Here is an 18,068-nt window from a genome sequence, read left to right on the forward strand (position 1 = left end):
TTTGAAAACATCGAAGAATACATCGACTATTACAACAACGAACGCATTAAGCTGAAACTAAAAGGCCTGAGTCCGATACAATATCGACATCAGGCCTTGGTTGCCGCTTAGAAATGAGTCCAACTTTATGGGGTCACTTCAAACAGTCGCCTTTTTACGTTTTAATATTAACGTGGAAAGATATTACTTCATATCGAAGTGACGATTAAAGAAGTTAGTAATAGTGTGAAACAAATGAATACCTGTTTGCTTGCCACGTATACTGTGTTTCTTGCCTGGGTAATCCATGCTTTCAAACGGGATAGCTAAATCTTGTAAATGTTTATATAGCTTGGTGCTGTTAGTAAACAATACGTTATCGTCTGCCATACCATGGTAAATCATCAAGTCACCGGTCAGATTCTTTGCATAAGGGAAAACAGAAGAAGCAATATATGCATCTTCATCTTCTTTTGGGTTACCCATGTAACGCTCGGTGTAATGGGTATCGTATAACCCCCAGTCTGTGACGGGCGCACCAGCAACACCAGCTTTAAAATACTCCCCAGCCTTAAACATGCTCATCAGAGACATATAACCGCCGTAACTGTGGCCATAAATACCAATACGTTCTGGGTCGACATAAGGTAATTTACGCAAGAATTTTACACCCGCTATTTGGTCATCTACTTCTGTGCTACCCATTTTCTTATAAAGTGGATCTTCAAAGCCTTTACCACGGTAGTTCGAACCACGATTGTCCACTGAAAACACCACATAGCCTTTACTTGCCCAATACTGCATTAACAAGCCACGATTGCCGCCCCAGCTATTTGTCACCACTTGCGCATGAGGGCCGCCGTATACGTAAACAATAACAGGGTGCTTACCTTGAGTTTTTTTCGGTGTGTACAAGCGATAATAAAGCTCTGTGCCATTTTCAGTAATAAAGCTATCGAGCGTTGGCTCAACCCAATCCTTTTGCAATGCCTCTAATGGGTGACCTGCTTTAATCGCATTTTCACTTAACCAAGCCAAGTGCGTACCATCGGCCTGATGCAAGCTGACCTGCCATGGCGTATTAGCTGTCGAGAATTTATCCACATAAACAGAAGCGTCATCGCTAAAGCTAGGCCCGTGGGTACCACTGCGTTGGCTAATTTTCTTGATATCGCCACCAGCAATAGCGACTGAGTAAATGTGTTGTTCAAGAGGCGTGTCAACGCGACCAGTAAAATACACTAGGCCTTGCTTTTCGTTAATGGCTTCAATTTCATCCACCACCCAGTCGCCTTTCGTCAACTGACGTACCAAGGTGCCGTCGGTTTTATATAGGTAAAGGTGTTTATATCCGCTTTTCTCTGATGCCCAAATAAAATGCTTTTGGTCATTTAAAAAGTGCAGGTCGTCATTTAAATTAACCCAAGTATTACTCGATTCTGTTAGCAATACGCTTTGCTTGGCTGTTTTGCTGTCAAACGCGCGTAACTCAAGTGCTTGTTGGTTACGGCTTTGCCACTGGTAAGTTAAAGTTTGGCTGTCTTTCATCCAATTTACCCGAGCAAGGTAAATGTCTTGCTCTTTACCTAAATCAACCCATTGGGTGTCGCCGCTAGCAAGATCTTTCACTGCAAGTTTTACCGTGACGTTCGGCGTGCCCGCACTTGGGTAACGCTGATTGATCATTTTAATGGAGTCGGCGTAAATTTCGCTACGGGTAATTTCGTCAACCGGTGTCTCATCCACTTGGGTAAATGCGATTTTGCTTTCATCTGGTGACCACCAGTAGCCAGTCATGCGGCCCATTTCTTCTTGAGCGACAAACTCCGCCATGGCATTTTTGATTGGGCCTTTGCCATCAAACGTTAGCTGGGTTTCTACTTGGGTATTGATGTCTTTAATGAACAAATTTTGCTCACGTACATAAGAGATAAAATTCGCTTTGGGTGAAAAACGAATATCAGTTTCAAATGCCTCTGTGTCTAAAATCTTTTGCGCTTTGTCATCCCCTAAACGGAAATAGTAGGCATCCCCCGCTAACGGAAACAACAAGGCCTTGCCATCGTCTGACCAAAAGTAATTCACTATGCCTGAGCCACTAAGACGCATGCGCTCACGGCGAGCTTTTTCCTCATCAGATAAGGTTTCAGGGCCGCTATGTAAATCGTCTGAGTTGAACAACATTTGGGTTTTCCCCGTTGCAATGTTGTATTCCCAAAGGTCGTAACGCTCATAATCTGTGGTTTTCCCCTGTAAAAAGGTCACGCGCTGTCCGTCTGGAGAGACTTTTACGCTATTCGGTGAGCTGCCTTCTAAGGCGGGAGAGTCAAAAATGCGTTCTATCGTTAGATTTTCAGTTGCCATTGCCGGTACCACCAGTGAACATAACAAGATCCAAATGAGATTTTTCATTATTATCAGTATCCTTTAACCATAAGCTGCGCATTGTAAAGACTTGATCCGCATAGGTAAAACATGAAGAACATAAATACCGCGTTAGTTTTAGGCGCAACGGGTCTAGTGGGTAAAGCTTTAGTGACACAATTATTCTCAGACTCGCGTTATTGCAAGGTAACCTGCCTGGTGCGAAAGCCGCTGAAACACTGTGATTACCCCGACCCAAAGGGCATATTAGAGCCCATCGTTATCGACTTCGATGCACTGCAAGACTACCAAGGGTATTTTAACGCTGACCATATTTATGTGTGCCTAGGTACCACCATTAAACACGCGAAAAGCAGAGCTGCCTTTCGTAAAGTCGATTTTGAGTACGTTCACATTGCGGCCCAGCTTGCCCGAGCACAAAAAGCAAAGAGCTTTGTGTGGATATCCTCTGTAGGGGCCAACGCCAAAAGTAAAAGCTTTTACTTACGAGTGAAAGGTGAATTAGAAAACGCCATATTGAACCTGTCAGGTTTGCAGCACCCCAGTGCAGTACGCCCATCACTATTGCTTGGGGAGCGCCCGGAAACACGCTTTGCCGAGCGCATAGGAATTGTATTTGCCAAGCTTATTTCCCCATTGTTGTTTGGTCGCTGGGCGAAATATAAGCCTGTGAGCGCAAGGCAAGTGGCAGCGCATATGATAACCCTACAAAACTTCTCTGCTAAAGAGAGTGCTAAATGATTACTAAAAAGAGCGCGAAAAAGGGCACTCAATGAAACGCCAAGGGTTTCAATTTAAACAGTTCTTTATCGAGCATCAAGATTGCGCTATGAAAGTCGGCACCGACAGCATCATGCTCGGCAGTTGGGTGAAAGTGTGTGATTTAGCGAATGCCTCAGGTGTACAAAAATGCCTAGACATAGGCACTGGTAGCGGCTTGTTAGCGGTAATGCTGGCGCAAAAAAGCAACGAGCAAACCCATATTAGCGGAATTGATATCGATAAGGACGCTATTGGACAGGCTAAACGTAATATGGCCAGCAGTCCTTGGTCGCATAGACTGGATGCGCAGCAAGCCAGTGTGCAATCATTCACACAAAACAGTGATAACCAAAAATTTGCACTCATCATCAGTAATCCACCGTATTTTAACAGCCCTACTTTAACGGATGAAAAACACGCCAAGAAACGCGTGACCGCTAGGCAAACCAGTGAACTAACCCATCAGACGTTGCTTAATAATGTGGTGCAATTACTTGCCCCCTCAGGTGTGTTTTACTGTGTTTTACCCAGCGACGTTAGCCAAGCATTTATCGATTTTGCAGACTCGTTAGGGTTAAATTTGATAAAGCAGTTAACGGTGTTTTCTAAACCCAATACAAGTGCCCTTCGAGAACTACTTGCCTTTCGCATTAATGACCCTTCTTGCGTACCTGCCCCCCTTAGCCGTGCCCCTATTAGTCGTGAGCCACCGACCCATAGCACCTTGACTATTTATACACAGAGTCATCAATATTCAGACCAATACATAGCCTTGTGTAAAGACTATTACTTGAAGTTTTAGTTGGAGCTAGCGCACAAATGCGACAAAAAATGCTAGATAGTTGATTCAAAATTACCTAATGTGAAGATAGGCAAACGTAAAAAGAGTCCGTTTGCTTTTCTTCAGGAGGTTACTATGCGTGCTGTACCGCTACCAAACTCCGTTTCATCCTTGACTGATCGCTTACACGTGTTGGAGTTTCATTGGCATGGCGTCGGTCTGCAAATTCCCAAATTTGCCTTATATGCTTGTGTGCCCAACCCAACTTTCACCTGCTTCGTACAACGTCACCACAGGCAAATCGCTATCATGGAATTTGGCCGCTACACCTTGCCTATTCTCGACCCACTAGAAGACGACTTAGAAGATCACGCTAACTTCGTGGCCATTGTCAGTGTTGCCAGAGGAAATCGCTTTGGTTTATATGGATTTCCCACCGACAGCGAAGGCCACGGTTTTACTTTACCCATGGATCACGAAAGTGTACCTAGGATTGTCCAGTATTTCATTTGATGATGGGTGACTAACGAGTGAATGAAGCACGTGACACATATGTAAGCACGTATACGACCCCATGTGTCTATGCGTTAAGCATCTCGCGCCAAGCCTTTTTCGATGCTGCGAATTAACCGCTGATTTAAGCGTTTGGCTTGCGGGGCCAATAATGAGTCATCCAGAGGCGTATTATCCTCAATGCTCACGACCGGGATGCTTTGTGCTTTTTTTAGGTCTTGCTCATTTAGCGCCCAGCGAGCATGCTCTTGTACCAAATCTGTGCCTTGAGCAGCTAACACTGTGAGTGCCTCGTAGGTGTGCGTTGAATAAGATGCATTGCCTAAGGCAATCGAGATATTACGTTGCCAACGTTCATGCCCTATACGGCGAATAGCGGACCCTTCGGTATTTTTCAAAAACGTGCTCTCATCCCACATCGCCAACTCGGCCAACGTTTTATCTTGTAAAACGTCTCTGGGGTGAAAATCAGTTTCACTGGTGATTTTCGCGTAGCGGTTCCATGGACAAATCAGTTGGCAATCATCACAACCGTAAATACGATTGCCCAAAGCACGGCGAAACGCTTCAGGGATAGCACCTTTTAATTCTATGGTTAAGTAGGAAATACAGCGTTTAGCATCTACCACATAAGGTGCGACGATAGCCTGAGTAGGGCAAATAGTCATGCACGCGTTGCAGCTACCACATTGTTCTTCAACTGGCTCATCAACTGGTAAAGGAATATCAATAAACAACTCACCTAAGAAAAACCATGACCCGCCTTGTTGATTTAACGTAAGCGAATGCTTACCCGTCCAGCCGATACCGGCTTTTTCCGCCAGTGCATGTTCTAGCACAGGGGCAGAGTCTACGAACGGCCTAAAGTTAGCGGTTGTGCATTGTGTGCGAATTTTTTCACCCAGTTTTTTGAGCCTATTACGCAATAATTTATGGTAGTCACGACCTAGCGCGTAACGGCTTATATAAGCTGACTCTTTATTTCTTAACGTGTGAGCAAACTTGGCATCTGGGGGTAAATAATCCATACGCACACTAATGACGCGTAGGGTACCGGGCAACAATTCAGCTGGCCTAGCGCGCTTCATGCCATGCTCAGCCATAAAATTCATTTGCCCATTATAGCCACTGTCCAACCACGATTGCAGCTTGTTTTCATGAGTAGATAAATCAATATCAGCAATACCGACTTGTTGAAAGCCTAGCGCTTCGCCCCAAGCCTTGATATTTTGGGCTAATTGATGGAGATCATATTGTGCAAAAGACATTAACAACCTTGACGGCAAATTGGGCGCCGAGCAGTTTATCACAGAAAGTTTTTCTCGCGCAGCAGGTACGTCAACACGAAAAAGCCGCCGCGACAGCCAGCGGTTATCAAATGTACGCGTTAATGCAGCGTGCCGGACAAGGCGTGTTTCGCCATCTCAAAGTCATCTTTCCCTATGTGCATAATTTATTAGTCGTTGTCGGTGCCGGCAACAATGCTGGTGACGGCTATGTGGTTGCCACCTTGGCCAAATTTTTTGGCTGGCAAGTGACAGTGGCTGCCCTTGATCCAGATAAACCACTGCACGGAGATGCTTATACTGCGCAGCAAACTTGGTTGTCAGAAGGCGGTGAGGTTATTCCATGGCGAGATGCGGATTTTTCAATTTATGACGTTGTCGTGGACGGCATTCTTGGCACAGGATTAAATGGCCCGGTCAGAGGTGACGCCCTAGACCTTGTCCATGCCATCAATGCGTCGAGCTTACCCATATTAAGCATTGATGTACCCTCAGGGCTAAATTCTGACACAGGCGCTCCCCTTGGCGCCTGCGTTAATGCCGATTGTACCGTTACGGTCGTTGCACAAAAAGCGGGCTTGCTAACAGGGCAAGGCAAGTCGTATTGCGGCAAGCTCATCTATGATGATTTAGATATAGCAGATGCTTTCAATGCGATTGCTACGCCTCATGCTTATTTGGTCAATTATGCACACTTACCCACACTGAATAAACGTGAGGCGAATGCCCACAAGGGCCACTTTGGCCGTTTACTGACCTTGGGTGCCAATACAGGCATGCCGGGGTCATTACGTTTGACCAGTGAAGCTGCGCTTCGCACGGGCGCTGCACTAGTGCGAGCTTATTGCCATAGCGACAGCCGATTGCCTATCTCCATGGGCCGCCCAGAATTAATGTTAGCTAGCGACCAACTTTCAATACACCTTGATTGGTCTTCCTGCATCGCTATTGGACCAGGTTTAGGCACTGACGAATGGGCAGTGTCGTTATTTAATGAGGTAATGAGCCATTTACATTCGACGCAAAAGCCCTGCGTTATTGACGCCGATGGACTCAATATGCTGGCAGACAGTAGTGCTTCACACCAAAGTGCATTGTCAAAAGAGTACAGTGTAATGACCCCCCACCCAGGGGAAGCAGCGCGTTTGCTAGGCTGCAGCGTTACCGAAATAGAGCAAGACCGGCTAAAAGCAGCCCAATCACTGGCGAATAAGTACAACGCCATTGCGGTGCTTAAAGGGGCTGGCAGCATCATTAGTAATGGTGAACAAAGCTGGATTTGCACTGACGGAAATCCTGGTATGGCAACAGCCGGTATGGGCGATACACTCACGGGTATAATTGCAGGGCTTCTTGCCCAAAAGATGACGGCCACTCAAGCGGCTTTGTATGGGGTATGTTTGCACGCAAACGCGGCGGATAACGTTGCCCACCAATATGGTCAACGTGGTATGCTTGCCAGCGATCTTTTTGAACCTTTACGAGTATTAGTTAATCCCACATGAAGCATTCTTTTTATTTAGCAGATGAGCAAGCCACAACTGAATTAGCTGGGCAGCTTGCCAATCTCTGCAGCCGCGCTACGGTCATTTATCTGGAAGGAGATCTCGGTGCAGGGAAAACTTCTTTTTGCCGCGGTTTTATTCACGCTTTAGGCTACAAAGGACGAGTTAAAAGCCCCACCTATACATTGGTGGAGCCATACGAAATCAATGACTGGCGCATATTTCATTTTGATTTATATCGTCTGTCTGATCCCGAAGAGTTAGAATTTATTGGCATCCGTGATTATTTTGACGACGACTGTATATGCTTAATCGAATGGGCAGATAAAGGCGAAGGCCTCTTGGCAGCGGCAGATTTACACATTAGTATTGAATTTATTGAAAATAGTCGCTCGTTAACTGTGCAAGCAAATAACGAATATGGACAAACACTACTGAGCGAATTGGCCCAAAAATGAAGTACCTTTGGCAAAAAATAACAGCGGGAATTCTCAGCATTATGCTGCTTTTGGTCGTTCCTGCCAGTTTTGCCAAAAATGCTATTGATAGTGTTCGAATTTGGCCGTCCCCCGGCAGCACTCGGATTGTATTTGATCTTGAAGACACACCAGAATATAGCTATTTCACCTTAAGCAATCCCGAGCGCTTAGTTGTAGATTTAGCCAATACCAATAAAAATTTCGATTTTGCAACATTGGCCAGTAAAAGCCCGCTGGTGAAAAAACTGCGTTACAGCTCTCCGAAAGAAAAAGGCAGTATACGGGTTGTCATTGAGTTAAATAAAAAGCTCGAAAGCACGCTTTTTGCCTTGCCACCGACCGAGCCCTATCGAAATCGCTTAGTAATAGATTTAGATGATAAAAACGCCCCTCAAACTGCGCCGACGGTTGTTAAGCACAATAGTTCTCAACAATCACGTGACATTGTGATCGTGTTAGATGCTGGCCATGGCGGTGAAGACCCTGGCTCTATTGGCCGCGGCGGCACATTTGAAAAAAACATCACCCTGAATGTTGCTCAGCGCTTAGCCAAACTGATCGATGCAGAACCCGGTATGAAAGCGGTTATGACGCGCTCAGGGGATTATTATATTTCACCCAATAAACGCCCCGACATCGCCCGTAAGCACAAAGCGGACTTGTTGATATCAATACATGCTGACGCCTTCACCACACCTCAACCGCGAGGGGCTTCAGTGTGGGTATTATCTATGCGCCGCGCTAATTCAGAGTTAGGCCGCTGGATGGAGAAATCAGAACGCCACTCTGAGCTACTTGGCGGAGCAGCAGAGGTCATTCAAGACACGGCCAGCGAGCGCTACTTAACACAAGCCTTGCTAGATATGTCCATGGATCACTCTCTCACTACCAGTTACGATTTAAGCCGTAAGGTCATAGGCAAGTTGCGTGGCATCACCAGAATGCACAAAAAAATCCCTCAAGCGGCTAGCTTGGCGGTACTAACCGCGCCTGATATTCCGTCCATTTTGGTTGAAACGGGATTTATCTCAAACCCGAGCGAAGAGAAGAATTTGAATTGGTCCAAATTCCGCCAGCAACTGGCCGATTCAATCTTTACCGCGGTGAAAACTCACTTTTTAGACTCCCCACCTGATGATTCACTATGGGCAAAACAGAAACGCTATAATCGTACTCACAGAGTGCGCAGCGGCGAAAGCCTATCGTTACTTGCCCAGCGCTACAATGTAGACGTAGGCGATATTAAGGCCGCGAATAACTTAAACTCCGATGTAGTGCGCATAGGACAAGTGCTGACTATTCCTCGCACTTAGTCCGTTATACAATAACGCCACAGCTCGATTATCTTTTAAGGTCTTTTTTTTGTCAGCCACCAGTGCAACGATACGTATTTTACCCGCTCAACTTGCTAACCAAATCGCCGCAGGCGAAGTGGTGGAAAGGCCTGCGTCCGTTGTTAAAGAGTTAGTCGAAAACAGTCTGGACTCTGGGGCGAGTCAAATCGATATAGAAATCGACAAAGGCGGGCATAAGCGCATTTGTATTCGAGACAATGGCGGGGGTATCGAAAAAGACCAGCTGGCCCTTGCCTTAAGTCGCCACGCCACCAGTAAAATTAGCTCCCTAGACGACTTAGAGCACATTCACAGTTTGGGCTTTCGCGGAGAAGCCTTAGCCAGTATTAGCTCAGTGGCCCGCTTAACATTGACCTCAAAACCCAAAAACCAGCCACAGGCATGGCAAGCCCACGCTGAAGGTCGAGACATGCAGGTGCAATTAAACCCTGTTGCTCATCCTGATGGCAGCAGTGTTGAGGTGATTGATTTATTCTTTAACACCCCTGCTCGGCGAAAATTTTTACGGGCTGAAAAAACCGAGTTCAATCATATCGATGAAGTCATAAGGCGTATTTCGTTAAGTCGCTTCGATGTGAGCTTTAGCTTAAAACACAATGGTAAGTTGCTGCGAAAATACCCTGCCCTGACAGAACAAACAGATCACCTCAGGCGCTTAGGGGCGATTTGTAACAAAGATTTTGCCAATTCGGCCATCGCTTTAGACAGCCACTATCAAGAGATGGTATTAACCGGCTGGATAGCCCCGCCTGATTTAGCGACCCAGCAATCCGATGTGCAGTATTTCTACGTGAATGGTCGCATGATGCGCGATAAGTTGATTAACCACGCCATTCGCCAAGCGTTTGAGGGCGTTATCAGCCCTGATTCATCGCCAAATTACGTGCTGTATTTAAACATTGCGCATCACGAAGTGGATGTAAATGTGCATCCAGCGAAACATGAAGTGCGCTTTCATCAAGCTCGGTTAGTCCATGATTTTATCTTTCGTGCGCTTGCTGATGGCATACATCAGTACTTTAGCGCCGCACCAGCGCAATCTGGGCCCAGCGAGTTGGCAGAGGTAACACCACACCACGACTACATTGCCCCTATTCAATCGGCCCAGCAATCACCTACTGGTGTTGCCGAAGGGGAGCCGGCCTCTCATGTGCATTCTTCAATGAACAGTGAAGAGCACGGTAAGATTCAACCCAGTAATGAGTTTGTTAGGGCTCCTTATGGGGATAATGGAGCAACTAGGCGAGAAGCAAATACGGCGCATTCTTCATCACAGGGGTATTCGTCCGCCCTAAGTAGTGACTCTTTAATAGCTGGCAACTATCCTCTTAAAAATACCACTGGGCGCACTCAAGGCTCTGGCTCTGGCTCTGGCTCTGGCTCTGGCTCTGGCTCTGGCTCTGGCTCTGGCAAGAGTATATCGGCACAAGCGGTAAAAGGTTACCAACAACTCATGAGCACCCAGCATGTGCTCAACAGTGACGTGACACACTGCCCCCAGAGTGAGCATTTATGCGTGCCGGTGGATGACGAAAGATTATTGGTTTTGTTTGAAGCCCGGCACTATGTGTTAACCATCAGTGCCCTTGTAGCGGCGCATATCAGTACCACCTTTGATACAGCTAATTGTGTGTCCCAACCATTACTGATGCCAGTTTCAATTACCGCTGACAAGGCCGCACTACAGCGGGCACAAGCCATGTATGAAGCGTTACTGAACAACAGAGTAGAAATCGGTTGGAGTCAAAAGCGCGTGATCTTAAAAAAGGTGCCCTCAGGTATGCGCCATTTGCCTTGGGCGAACATACTGCCTGAGTTGCTTGATAAAGCCATTTCAGATGAAAACGAGGTTAAAACGCATTTATTTAATTGCATCGCCTTGCATTCACCAAAACTTACCCCACTTCAGATGCATGAAACATGGACCGCACTTGTTGCTTATCCACGTACGTTTGAAACTTTGATGAATACAGCAGTGTTATTACCGCTGGCAACATTAGTAAGCGCCCATATTGAATCAACACACTGACAATCAACAGCTCCCACCTGCTATTTTACTCATGGGCCCTACGGCTTCCGGTAAAACCGCACTGGCCATTGAGCTGTGTCAGGCTCTTCCCTGTGAAATAATCAGTGTTGATTCAGCGTTAATCTATAAAGAGATGGATATTGGCACGGCCAAACCCACCGCCGAAGAGCTTGCTCAGGCTCCTCATCGACTCATCGACATTCTCGACCCGGTACAAAGTTACTCTGTGGCTGAATTTAGACGTGATGCATTAGCAGCCATGCAAGATATTACTGAGCGCGGCCGAATTCCATTATTGGTCGGCGGTACCATGATGTATTACAAGGCACTAACGGACGGTCTATCCACTTTACCTCAAGCAGATCCACTGGTCAGAGCAGAAATTGAAGAGCAGGCCGAGAAAAATGGCTGGCAAGCGCTACATCAGGAATTACAAGGCATAGACCCAGTTTCAGCACAGCGCATTCACCCTAATGACCCTCAGCGTTTAAGCCGTGCGTTAGAGATTTATCGTATCAGTGGTAAATCAATGACCGAATTAAGTTTGAATAAACAACCTTCGGCCCCATATCAGTTTTCACAATTTGCTATAGCGCCTTCAGATAGACATATTTTGCACGATAGAATCGCACAACGCTTTGATATTATGTTGAATTCTGGCTTTGAGGCAGAAGTTGCAAGATTAAAATCTCGAGCAGATTTACACCTAGATCTACCGTCAATGCGCTGTGTGGGATATCGGCAAATGTGGCAGTTTTTGGAGGGTGAAAATAGTTACCAAGAAATGCGCGAAAAAGGCTTAGCAGCCACCAGACAACTGGCTAAACGTCAACTAACGTGGTTACGCAGTTGGCAAAACTTACATTGGTTAGATACCTTTTCAAAAGACAATTTGACTAATGTGATGAAACTCAGCAGAATTCGTACGTGAGCCGTGAGCTATACAGCCTTTTTAAATTCTGTATACTGGGCAAAAAGGCGAGTTTGATAATAAAAAGAAAGGATAGATGATGGCTAAAGGGCAGTCTTTACAAGACCCATTTCTAAATGCGCTACGCAAAGAGCGTATTCCTGTATCAATTTATCTTGTCAACGGGATTAAATTGCAGGGTCAAGTTGAGTCATTTGACCAATTTGTCATTTTGCTAAAAAACACCGTCAGCCAAATGGTATATAAGCATGCAATTTCTACCGTCGTTCCTTCACGGGCGCTACCAGTTGCTGCTACTAATCCTCACGCGGATGCTGACGAGAACCAATAGTTAGTGAAGGTCCCAGGAGAACGGCTTGTTTGACCGTTATGAAGCAGGCGAACAGGCTGTATTAGTACATATAGATTTTTCTGATGACAACAGCAAAGAAGATCTACTAGAACTTCAGTTGTTGGCCACATCTGCGGGAGTGAATGCGGTTGATGTCGTTACTGGCAGCCGTAATGCTCCTCATACGCGCTATTTTGTCGGCAGTGGCAAAGCAGAAGAAATAGCTAACACTGTTAGAGCATCTGAAGCTGATGTGGTTATTTTTAATCACAGCTTATCACCCTCTCAAGAACGTAACTTAGAGCAATTATGTAAATGCCGCGTGCTGGATCGCACCGGATTGATTTTAGATATTTTTGCGCAACGTGCACGTACCCACGAAGGTAAGTTACAAGTAGAGCTCGCCCAACTTAAACATATTTCAACGCGTCTTATCCGCGGCTGGACTCACCTTGAGCGTCAAAAAGGCGGCATAGGCTTGCGTGGTCCAGGTGAAACGCAATTGGAAACCGACAGACGTTTACTGCGTGCGCGCATTAAAAGTATTCAAGGGCGTTTACGCAAAGTACAAAAACAGCGTGAACAAGGCAGGCGCGCGCGAGTGCGGGCTGAAATTCCGACCCTTGCGCTTGTGGGTTACACCAACGCCGGTAAGTCGACCCTATTCAATACGATCACTCAGTCTGAGGTATACGCAGCGGATCAACTATTCGCCACGTTAGACCCAACACTAAGACGAATTGAGTTGCAGGACGTTGGCCCAGCCATTTTGGCTGACACAGTTGGATTTATTCGCCATCTTCCTCATGATTTAGTCGCCGCTTTTAAGGCAACTCTTCAAGAAACGCAGCAGGCAGATTTATTGCTCCATGTGGTTGACTATTCCGATGACCAATTTCGTGAGAATATCGATCAGGTTAATGAGGTATTGGACGAGATTGACTCTGACGAAATACCCCAATTAATGATTTGTAACAAGATTGATCGCATGGATGGCGTTGAGCCACGGATCGATCGAGATGAAAACGGCGTACCAACTCGTGTCTGGATGTCGGCACAGCAAGGTTTAGGAACAGAATTATTGTTCGAAGCACTGAGCGATTGCTTAGCACAGAATATGGTGCGTCATCAGTTACGCATTCCACCGCAAGAAGGTAAACTACGAGGTGATTTGTTTAATTTAAACTGCATCTCTGAAGAATCTTATGCCGAAAATGGTGACTGGTTAGTAGAGATACATATGCCTCTTGCAGATTGGCAGCGTTTGGCAAAACACTCTGATGCTGACTTAGCATCCCTTATTGTGAAAAGCATTGAAGCATAGCGGTTATCCGGTACGTAGAATTTATAAACAGAATATATATGACTAACTATTTGGAGAGTAAAGATGGCTTGGAATGAGCCCGGTGGTAACAATAATGATCCGTGGAAGAACCGCGGTGGTCGCGATCAAGGTCCACCTGATTTAGACGAAGTATTTAAAAATATTTTAAATAAATTCGGTAAGTTTGGTGGTGGCAAAGGCGGCTCTTCTGGCGGCAAAGGCTTCGGCTTGGGTCTTGGTTTGGTTGTTGGCCTTTTAGTTATCGTTTGGTTCATCAGTGGTTTTTACACCATACGTGAAGCTGAGCGCGGCGTGGTATTGCGTTTCGGTGAGTTCAGCCACTTTGTTGAGCCTGGCCTGCGCTGGAAACCGACCTTCGTTGATAGCGTGTTACCCGTTGACGTGCAAACGGTACGTTCACTGCCTTCTTCTGGCTCTATGCTGACCGAAGATGAAAACGTGGTGCGCGTAGAGATGGAAGTACAATACCGAATTCTTGAACCATACAAGTACAGCTTCTCGGTGACTAGCCCAGAAACAAGCTTGAGCCAAGCGTTTGACAGTGCCATTCGCTACGTAGTGGGTCATTCAAAAATGGATGACATCCTAACTAGTGGCCGTGAAGTAGCCCGTCAAAATGTACGTGACGAACTTCAAGCAATTTTAGAACCCTACGATATGGGGATCTCAATAGTTGATATGAACTTTAAAGATGCCCGCCCACCGGAAGAAGTGAAAGCCGCATTTGATGACGCTATTGCCGCCCAAGAAGATGAGCAACGCTTTATCAATGAAGCAGAAGCGTATTCGCGCGAAATTGAGCCTCGTGCTCGAGGTCAGGTGAACCGTATGGCTGAAGAAGCGCAAGCATATAAAGAACAATCTATCCTGCAGGCGCAAGGTGAAGTCGCACGTTTCGAAGAGTTGCTTCCTCAATATAAAGCAGCTCCTGAAGTGACGCGCAGCCGTATTTACCTAGAAACGTTGGAAGAAGTGTACGCTAACACCAGCAAAATCATGGTAGACACCAAAGGTAGTGGCAACATGCTTTATCTACCACTAGACAAAATTCTGGAAAAACAAGCCTCCAGTACATCGCCATCAACAAACCGTAGAACGCTAGAAGGTTTACGTAATCAAGATCCAGTATCAAATAGTGGTTCACAAGATAACGGCATTCGTAGTGGCAGTTCACGTAGTGGGAGAAACTAAGCGATGAAAAATTTCTTAATCGTCATCATTATCGCACTAGGTGCATTGGTCCTTAGCTCACTATTTGTCGTAGACGAAGGTGAAAAGGCCATCGTGATTCAATTTGGTAAAGTTCAACGTGATAGCGACAGCGGTGAAACCGTGGTTTTCGAGCCTGGCTTGCATTTTAAACTTCCCCTTATTGACCGCGTTATAACGCTAGACGCACGTATTCAAACATTAGATGAAGTGGCTGACCGTTTCGTTACGTCAGAGAAAAAAGACTTAATCGTTGATTTATACGTCAAATGGAAAATCAAAGACTTCGCTAAATACTACTTGGCAACAGGTGGCTTTAAAGACAACGCTGAAATTCTATTACAACAAAAAGTAAATAACGGACTACGTTCTGAATTTGGTACCCGTACCATTTCACAAATCGTATCTGGTGAACGCTCTGAGTTGATGGACGAAGCGATGGCGCAAGCATCAGATAGCTCAGATGAACTCGGTATCGAAATTGTTGACGTACGTGTGAAGCAAATTAACTTACCGCTAGAAGTACGTAACTACATTTTCCAACGTATGCGCACTGAGCGTGACGCGGTTGCTCGTGAGCATCGCTCTGAAGGTAAAGAGAAAGCTGAATTCATTAAAGCAAATATGGACGCAAAAGTGACCGTAATGCTTGCTGACGCAGAACGTAACGCCCGTAAATTACGTGGTGAAGGGGATGCAAAAGCCGCTGAGATTTACGCTAAAACCTACACCAAAGACGCTGAGTTTTATAATTTCCTACGTAGTATGGATGCTTACAAGAACAGCTTCAGCAACAAGCAAGACGTTATTGTGCTTGAGCCTGACAGTGACTTCTTTAAATATATGAAGAGCGAAACCGGTAAAAATTAATCTGTTTATAAGAGCTAAGTAAAAGGCTCTTTGAAAAGAACGTGGAAAGCGCCAATTTGGCGCTTTTTTTATGTTTGTTTCTTATGCCCCGCGGGCACTTGTGAACTTAGCTCACTTTATGGGATTTGCCCACACAGCTTGCGCTTCCCCTACTCGCGCCATGCTTATTTATGGCCTGTGAGCACTTATGGGCTTCGCCCACGGTGCACCGCTTCGCTGCTTACTCACACTGCGTAAGTTAAGCGCTTTGCTTATTATGCCCTGCGTCACACAACAACATACGCTTCGCGTGCCAGCAATCCCTGCTGGATATGACAGATCATTCACCCTCAGCCAGTCACTTCTTTTATAAAGTGCATCAATGCGCTTTACCTAAAGGCCAGCTAAAGCTGTTCTATATTTATTCCATAAATATTGTCAACAGCCGAAAGAAGTCACCAAGACAAGAGCATCGGGGTGAGTTGAGTCGGTGAACTAAGAAAAGCGGCGACTACATCGTTTCTATATCGTTCGTTCAGTAACCCCGTCGTTTCCAGAATTGGATTTCGCCGTCGCCGTGTTCTATTAATACGCTGAAGGTTTTTTCTACCAGTATTTTGCCATCTAGTTCTATCACCATTCGCCAGTCGCCTACTTTGTTCTCTAAAGGGGGCCAAATGGTATCCCCTAGATAGAAGTCCCAGTCGTTGTTGTCTACGTAAACCTCGCCTTCGAATGGGGGCATGATATTTCCTTTGTCGTCAGGAATATCTGGGTGGTAAATGCAGTACGTTAGTTTTTTGCCCTTGGCTTTTTTGCAGTTGATGATAAAACCAAATTCGATATCCAGCTCGGCTGGAATGTCCGTGGTGAAGGTTTTAATCTTCGGCAAGGCTTTTTCGTGTTCATCCCAGTGTTTGTATATGCCATAACTGATGATATCGAAGAACGAGCGTAATTTAGACATCACGCTGTCCTTGATGCTTTCTTTGATACAAGCATTGTTCTACGCCAGATGATTTAACGAGTGACAATGGTTTGTGCCCCTTGCACTAAGGTTTCTTTGTCAATTTTATCCGGTACTTGGGTGCCTTTGCGTGCCAGCGGTCTTGCTTCGATACTGTTCTTCCAGCGTACTAAGTTATCAAGGCCTGAAATATCGATGCCTGACCACTCATAGGTGCGTACCCAGCACCAATTTGCCATGTCGGCGATGCTGTAATCCCCTGCAAGGAATTCATGTTTTGCTAATTGGCTGTCTAATACTTCGAACAGACGTCGGCCTTCTTTTTGGTAGCGCTCGATAGCCGGTTGAATTTTCTCTGGGAAATAACGATAAAATACGTTGGCTTGGCCCATCATAGGCCCCACCCCACCCATTTGAAACATTAACCACTGGATCACTTGCGAGCGCCCCTTGGCATCATTGGGGATGAACTGTCCCGTTTTTTCAGCTAAATACAGCATGATCGCGCCGGACTCAAACACGGCGAAATTGTCTTCATCTTTGTCCACCAGCACAGGGATTCTGCCATTGGGATTACGTGCTAGGAATGCTGGAGTTTTCTGTTCTTGCTCCATTAAGTTAATACTGTGCACTTCGTATGGCAACTGCATTTCTTCAAGTGCAACAGAGGCTTTCCAGCCATTAGGGGTAGACGATGTATACAAATCAAACATGAAGTATCCTTTTTATGCTTTAGCGGCTGGGCGTGCGCTAATGGCATCGTACCAACGTTGTAAATGTGTTTGCTCTGGTGCAATACGCACATTAACCACTCGGCCAAAATCGATTGAACAAACGGCGGTGATGTCCGCGATACTGAATTTATCGCCCGCGATAAATTCATGTTCAGCTAACCGATTGTTTAAAATGTCGAGAAATTTAGTGGCGTCTTGCCCTGCGACTTTCCCATACTCAGCCACCGGTGTCATACGATCTTTGAAGTATCCCGTAGAGTGTTGAAAGCACATGCCTATTTGCATAAACAAACCAAACTCACATTGGCGTTGCCACATGTCAATTTGTGCCTTCTCTAATGGCGTGGTTCCCATAAGTGGGGTTTCGGGATGCAGCTCTTCGAAGTAACGACAAATTGAGACAGATTCATAGATGCACGTGCCATCGTCTAGTTCTAGCACGGGCACTTTTGCCATGGGGTTGCGGGCGCGCATAGCAGGGCTTAAATTCTCACCGCCTTGTATGTCGACCTGAACATAGTCCATAGGAATGTTTTTTTCGGCCAGAAAAAACCGCACTCGACGGGGTGTAGGTGCGGTCTTCGTTTCGTATATTTTCATTGCATGGCTCCAGTGTCAGTTGCTGCAC

Annotated in this window: 18 protein-coding genes; 13 read left to right on the plus strand and 5 right to left on the minus strand. The window is 45.9% G+C overall.

What is annotated here, in order from left to right; translation table 11 throughout:
• Window positions 1-111 (plus strand): IS3 family transposase (locus tag GMES_RS17190; protein ID WP_039987722.1); only part of this gene is annotated, 111 nt, incomplete at its 5' end.
• 72 nt (window positions 112-183) lie between these two features.
• On the opposite strand, the gene GMES_RS17195 is transcribed toward GMES_RS17190, so the two are convergent.
• A complete protein-coding gene (locus GMES_RS17195; protein ID WP_006994033.1) occupies window positions 184-2,391 on the minus strand; it encodes a S9 family peptidase in 2,208 nt (735 codons plus the stop codon).
• Window positions 2,392-2,454: 63 nt separating this feature from the next.
• Between GMES_RS17195 and GMES_RS17200 the strand changes: the two genes are divergently transcribed.
• The 3 genes from GMES_RS17200 (at window position 2,455) to GMES_RS17210 (ending at window position 4,420) form a co-directional block, all read left to right on the plus strand.
• A complete protein-coding gene (locus GMES_RS17200) occupies window positions 2,455-3,105 on the plus strand; it encodes an NAD(P)H-binding protein (protein WP_006994034.1) in 651 nt (216 codons plus the stop codon).
• A 31-nt stretch (window positions 3,106-3,136) separates the two neighbouring features.
• On the plus strand, window positions 3,137-3,928 hold the full coding sequence (locus tag GMES_RS17205; protein ID WP_006994035.1) for a tRNA1(Val) (adenine(37)-N6)-methyltransferase: 792 nt from the start codon (window positions 3,137-3,139) through the stop codon (window positions 3,926-3,928).
• A 114-nt stretch (window positions 3,929-4,042) separates the two neighbouring features.
• A complete protein-coding gene (locus GMES_RS17210; protein ID WP_006994036.1) occupies window positions 4,043-4,420 on the plus strand; it encodes a hypothetical protein in 378 nt (125 codons plus the stop codon).
• 74 nt (window positions 4,421-4,494) lie between these two features.
• Here GMES_RS17210 and queG read toward each other — a convergent pair whose 3' ends face one another.
• Complete coding sequence (queG, locus tag GMES_RS17215; RefSeq protein ID WP_006994037.1) at window positions 4,495-5,688, minus strand: tRNA epoxyqueuosine(34) reductase QueG; 1,194 nt, start codon at window positions 5,686-5,688, stop codon at window positions 4,495-4,497.
• Between queG and GMES_RS17220 the strand changes: the two genes are divergently transcribed.
• The 9 genes from GMES_RS17220 to hflC all read left to right on the plus strand — a co-directional run bounded on the left by GMES_RS17220 (window position 5,676) and on the right by hflC (window position 15,760).
• On the plus strand, window positions 5,676-7,211 hold the full coding sequence (locus GMES_RS17220; protein WP_006994038.1) for a bifunctional ADP-dependent NAD(P)H-hydrate dehydratase/NAD(P)H-hydrate epimerase: 1,536 nt from the start codon (window positions 5,676-5,678) through the stop codon (window positions 7,209-7,211). The genes queG and GMES_RS17220 overlap by 13 nt on opposite strands.
• On the plus strand, window positions 7,208-7,669 hold the full coding sequence (gene tsaE / locus GMES_RS17225; RefSeq protein WP_006994039.1) for a tRNA (adenosine(37)-N6)-threonylcarbamoyltransferase complex ATPase subunit type 1 TsaE: 462 nt from the start codon (window positions 7,208-7,210) through the stop codon (window positions 7,667-7,669). The genes GMES_RS17220 and tsaE overlap by 4 nt, the downstream gene beginning before the upstream one ends.
• Window positions 7,666-9,003 (plus strand): N-acetylmuramoyl-L-alanine amidase, encoded by a 1,338-nt coding sequence (locus GMES_RS17230; RefSeq protein ID WP_006994040.1) that lies wholly within the window; start codon window positions 7,666-7,668, stop codon window positions 9,001-9,003. The genes tsaE and GMES_RS17230 overlap by 4 nt, the downstream gene beginning before the upstream one ends.
• 49 nt (window positions 9,004-9,052) lie before the next feature.
• Window positions 9,053-11,074, plus strand: coding sequence for a DNA mismatch repair endonuclease MutL (gene mutL, locus GMES_RS17235; protein WP_006994041.1), 2,022 nt, complete (start codon window positions 9,053-9,055; stop codon window positions 11,072-11,074).
• Window positions 11,058-12,005: a tRNA (adenosine(37)-N6)-dimethylallyltransferase MiaA gene (miaA, locus tag GMES_RS17240; RefSeq protein ID WP_006994042.1), complete on the plus strand. Its 948-nt coding sequence runs from the start codon at window positions 11,058-11,060 to the stop codon at window positions 12,003-12,005. The genes mutL and miaA overlap by 17 nt, the downstream gene beginning before the upstream one ends.
• A 79-nt stretch (window positions 12,006-12,084) precedes the next feature.
• The gene (gene hfq, locus GMES_RS17245; protein WP_006994043.1) at window positions 12,085-12,336 is read left to right on the plus strand and encodes an RNA chaperone Hfq; all 252 of its coding nucleotides are present in this window, start codon (window positions 12,085-12,087) and stop codon (window positions 12,334-12,336) included.
• 25 nt (window positions 12,337-12,361) lie between these two features.
• The gene (gene hflX / locus GMES_RS17250; protein WP_006994044.1) at window positions 12,362-13,660 is read left to right on the plus strand and encodes a ribosome rescue GTPase HflX; all 1,299 of its coding nucleotides are present in this window, start codon (window positions 12,362-12,364) and stop codon (window positions 13,658-13,660) included.
• A gap of 63 nt (window positions 13,661-13,723) precedes the next feature.
• Window positions 13,724-14,872, plus strand: a complete 1,149-nt coding sequence (gene hflK / locus GMES_RS17255; protein ID WP_006994045.1) for an FtsH protease activity modulator HflK — start codon at window positions 13,724-13,726, stop codon at window positions 14,870-14,872.
• A 3-nt stretch (window positions 14,873-14,875) separates the two neighbouring features.
• Window positions 14,876-15,760, plus strand: a complete 885-nt coding sequence (hflC, locus tag GMES_RS17260; protein WP_006994046.1) for a protease modulator HflC — start codon at window positions 14,876-14,878, stop codon at window positions 15,758-15,760.
• Window positions 15,761-16,274: 514 nt separating this feature from the next.
• On the opposite strand, the gene GMES_RS17265 is transcribed toward hflC, so the two are convergent.
• The 3 genes from GMES_RS17265 to GMES_RS17275 are packed head-to-tail and all read right to left on the minus strand — an operon-like array spanning window position 16,275 to window position 18,040.
• Window positions 16,275-16,706, minus strand: coding sequence for a DUF3859 domain-containing protein (locus tag GMES_RS17265; RefSeq protein WP_006994048.1), 432 nt, complete (start codon window positions 16,704-16,706; stop codon window positions 16,275-16,277).
• Between the two features lie 53 nt (window positions 16,707-16,759).
• On the minus strand, window positions 16,760-17,419 hold the full coding sequence (locus GMES_RS17270; protein ID WP_006994049.1) for a glutathione S-transferase family protein: 660 nt from the start codon (window positions 17,417-17,419) through the stop codon (window positions 16,760-16,762).
• A 12-nt stretch (window positions 17,420-17,431) separates the two neighbouring features.
• On the minus strand, window positions 17,432-18,040 hold the full coding sequence (locus GMES_RS17275) for a glutathione S-transferase family protein (RefSeq protein WP_033185241.1): 609 nt from the start codon (window positions 18,038-18,040) through the stop codon (window positions 17,432-17,434).
• Window positions 18,041-18,068: the final 28 nt, after the last annotated feature.

This window comes from Paraglaciecola mesophila KMM 241, from assembly GCF_000315015.1.
GTDB lineage: Bacteria > Pseudomonadota > Gammaproteobacteria > Enterobacterales > Alteromonadaceae > Paraglaciecola > Paraglaciecola mesophila.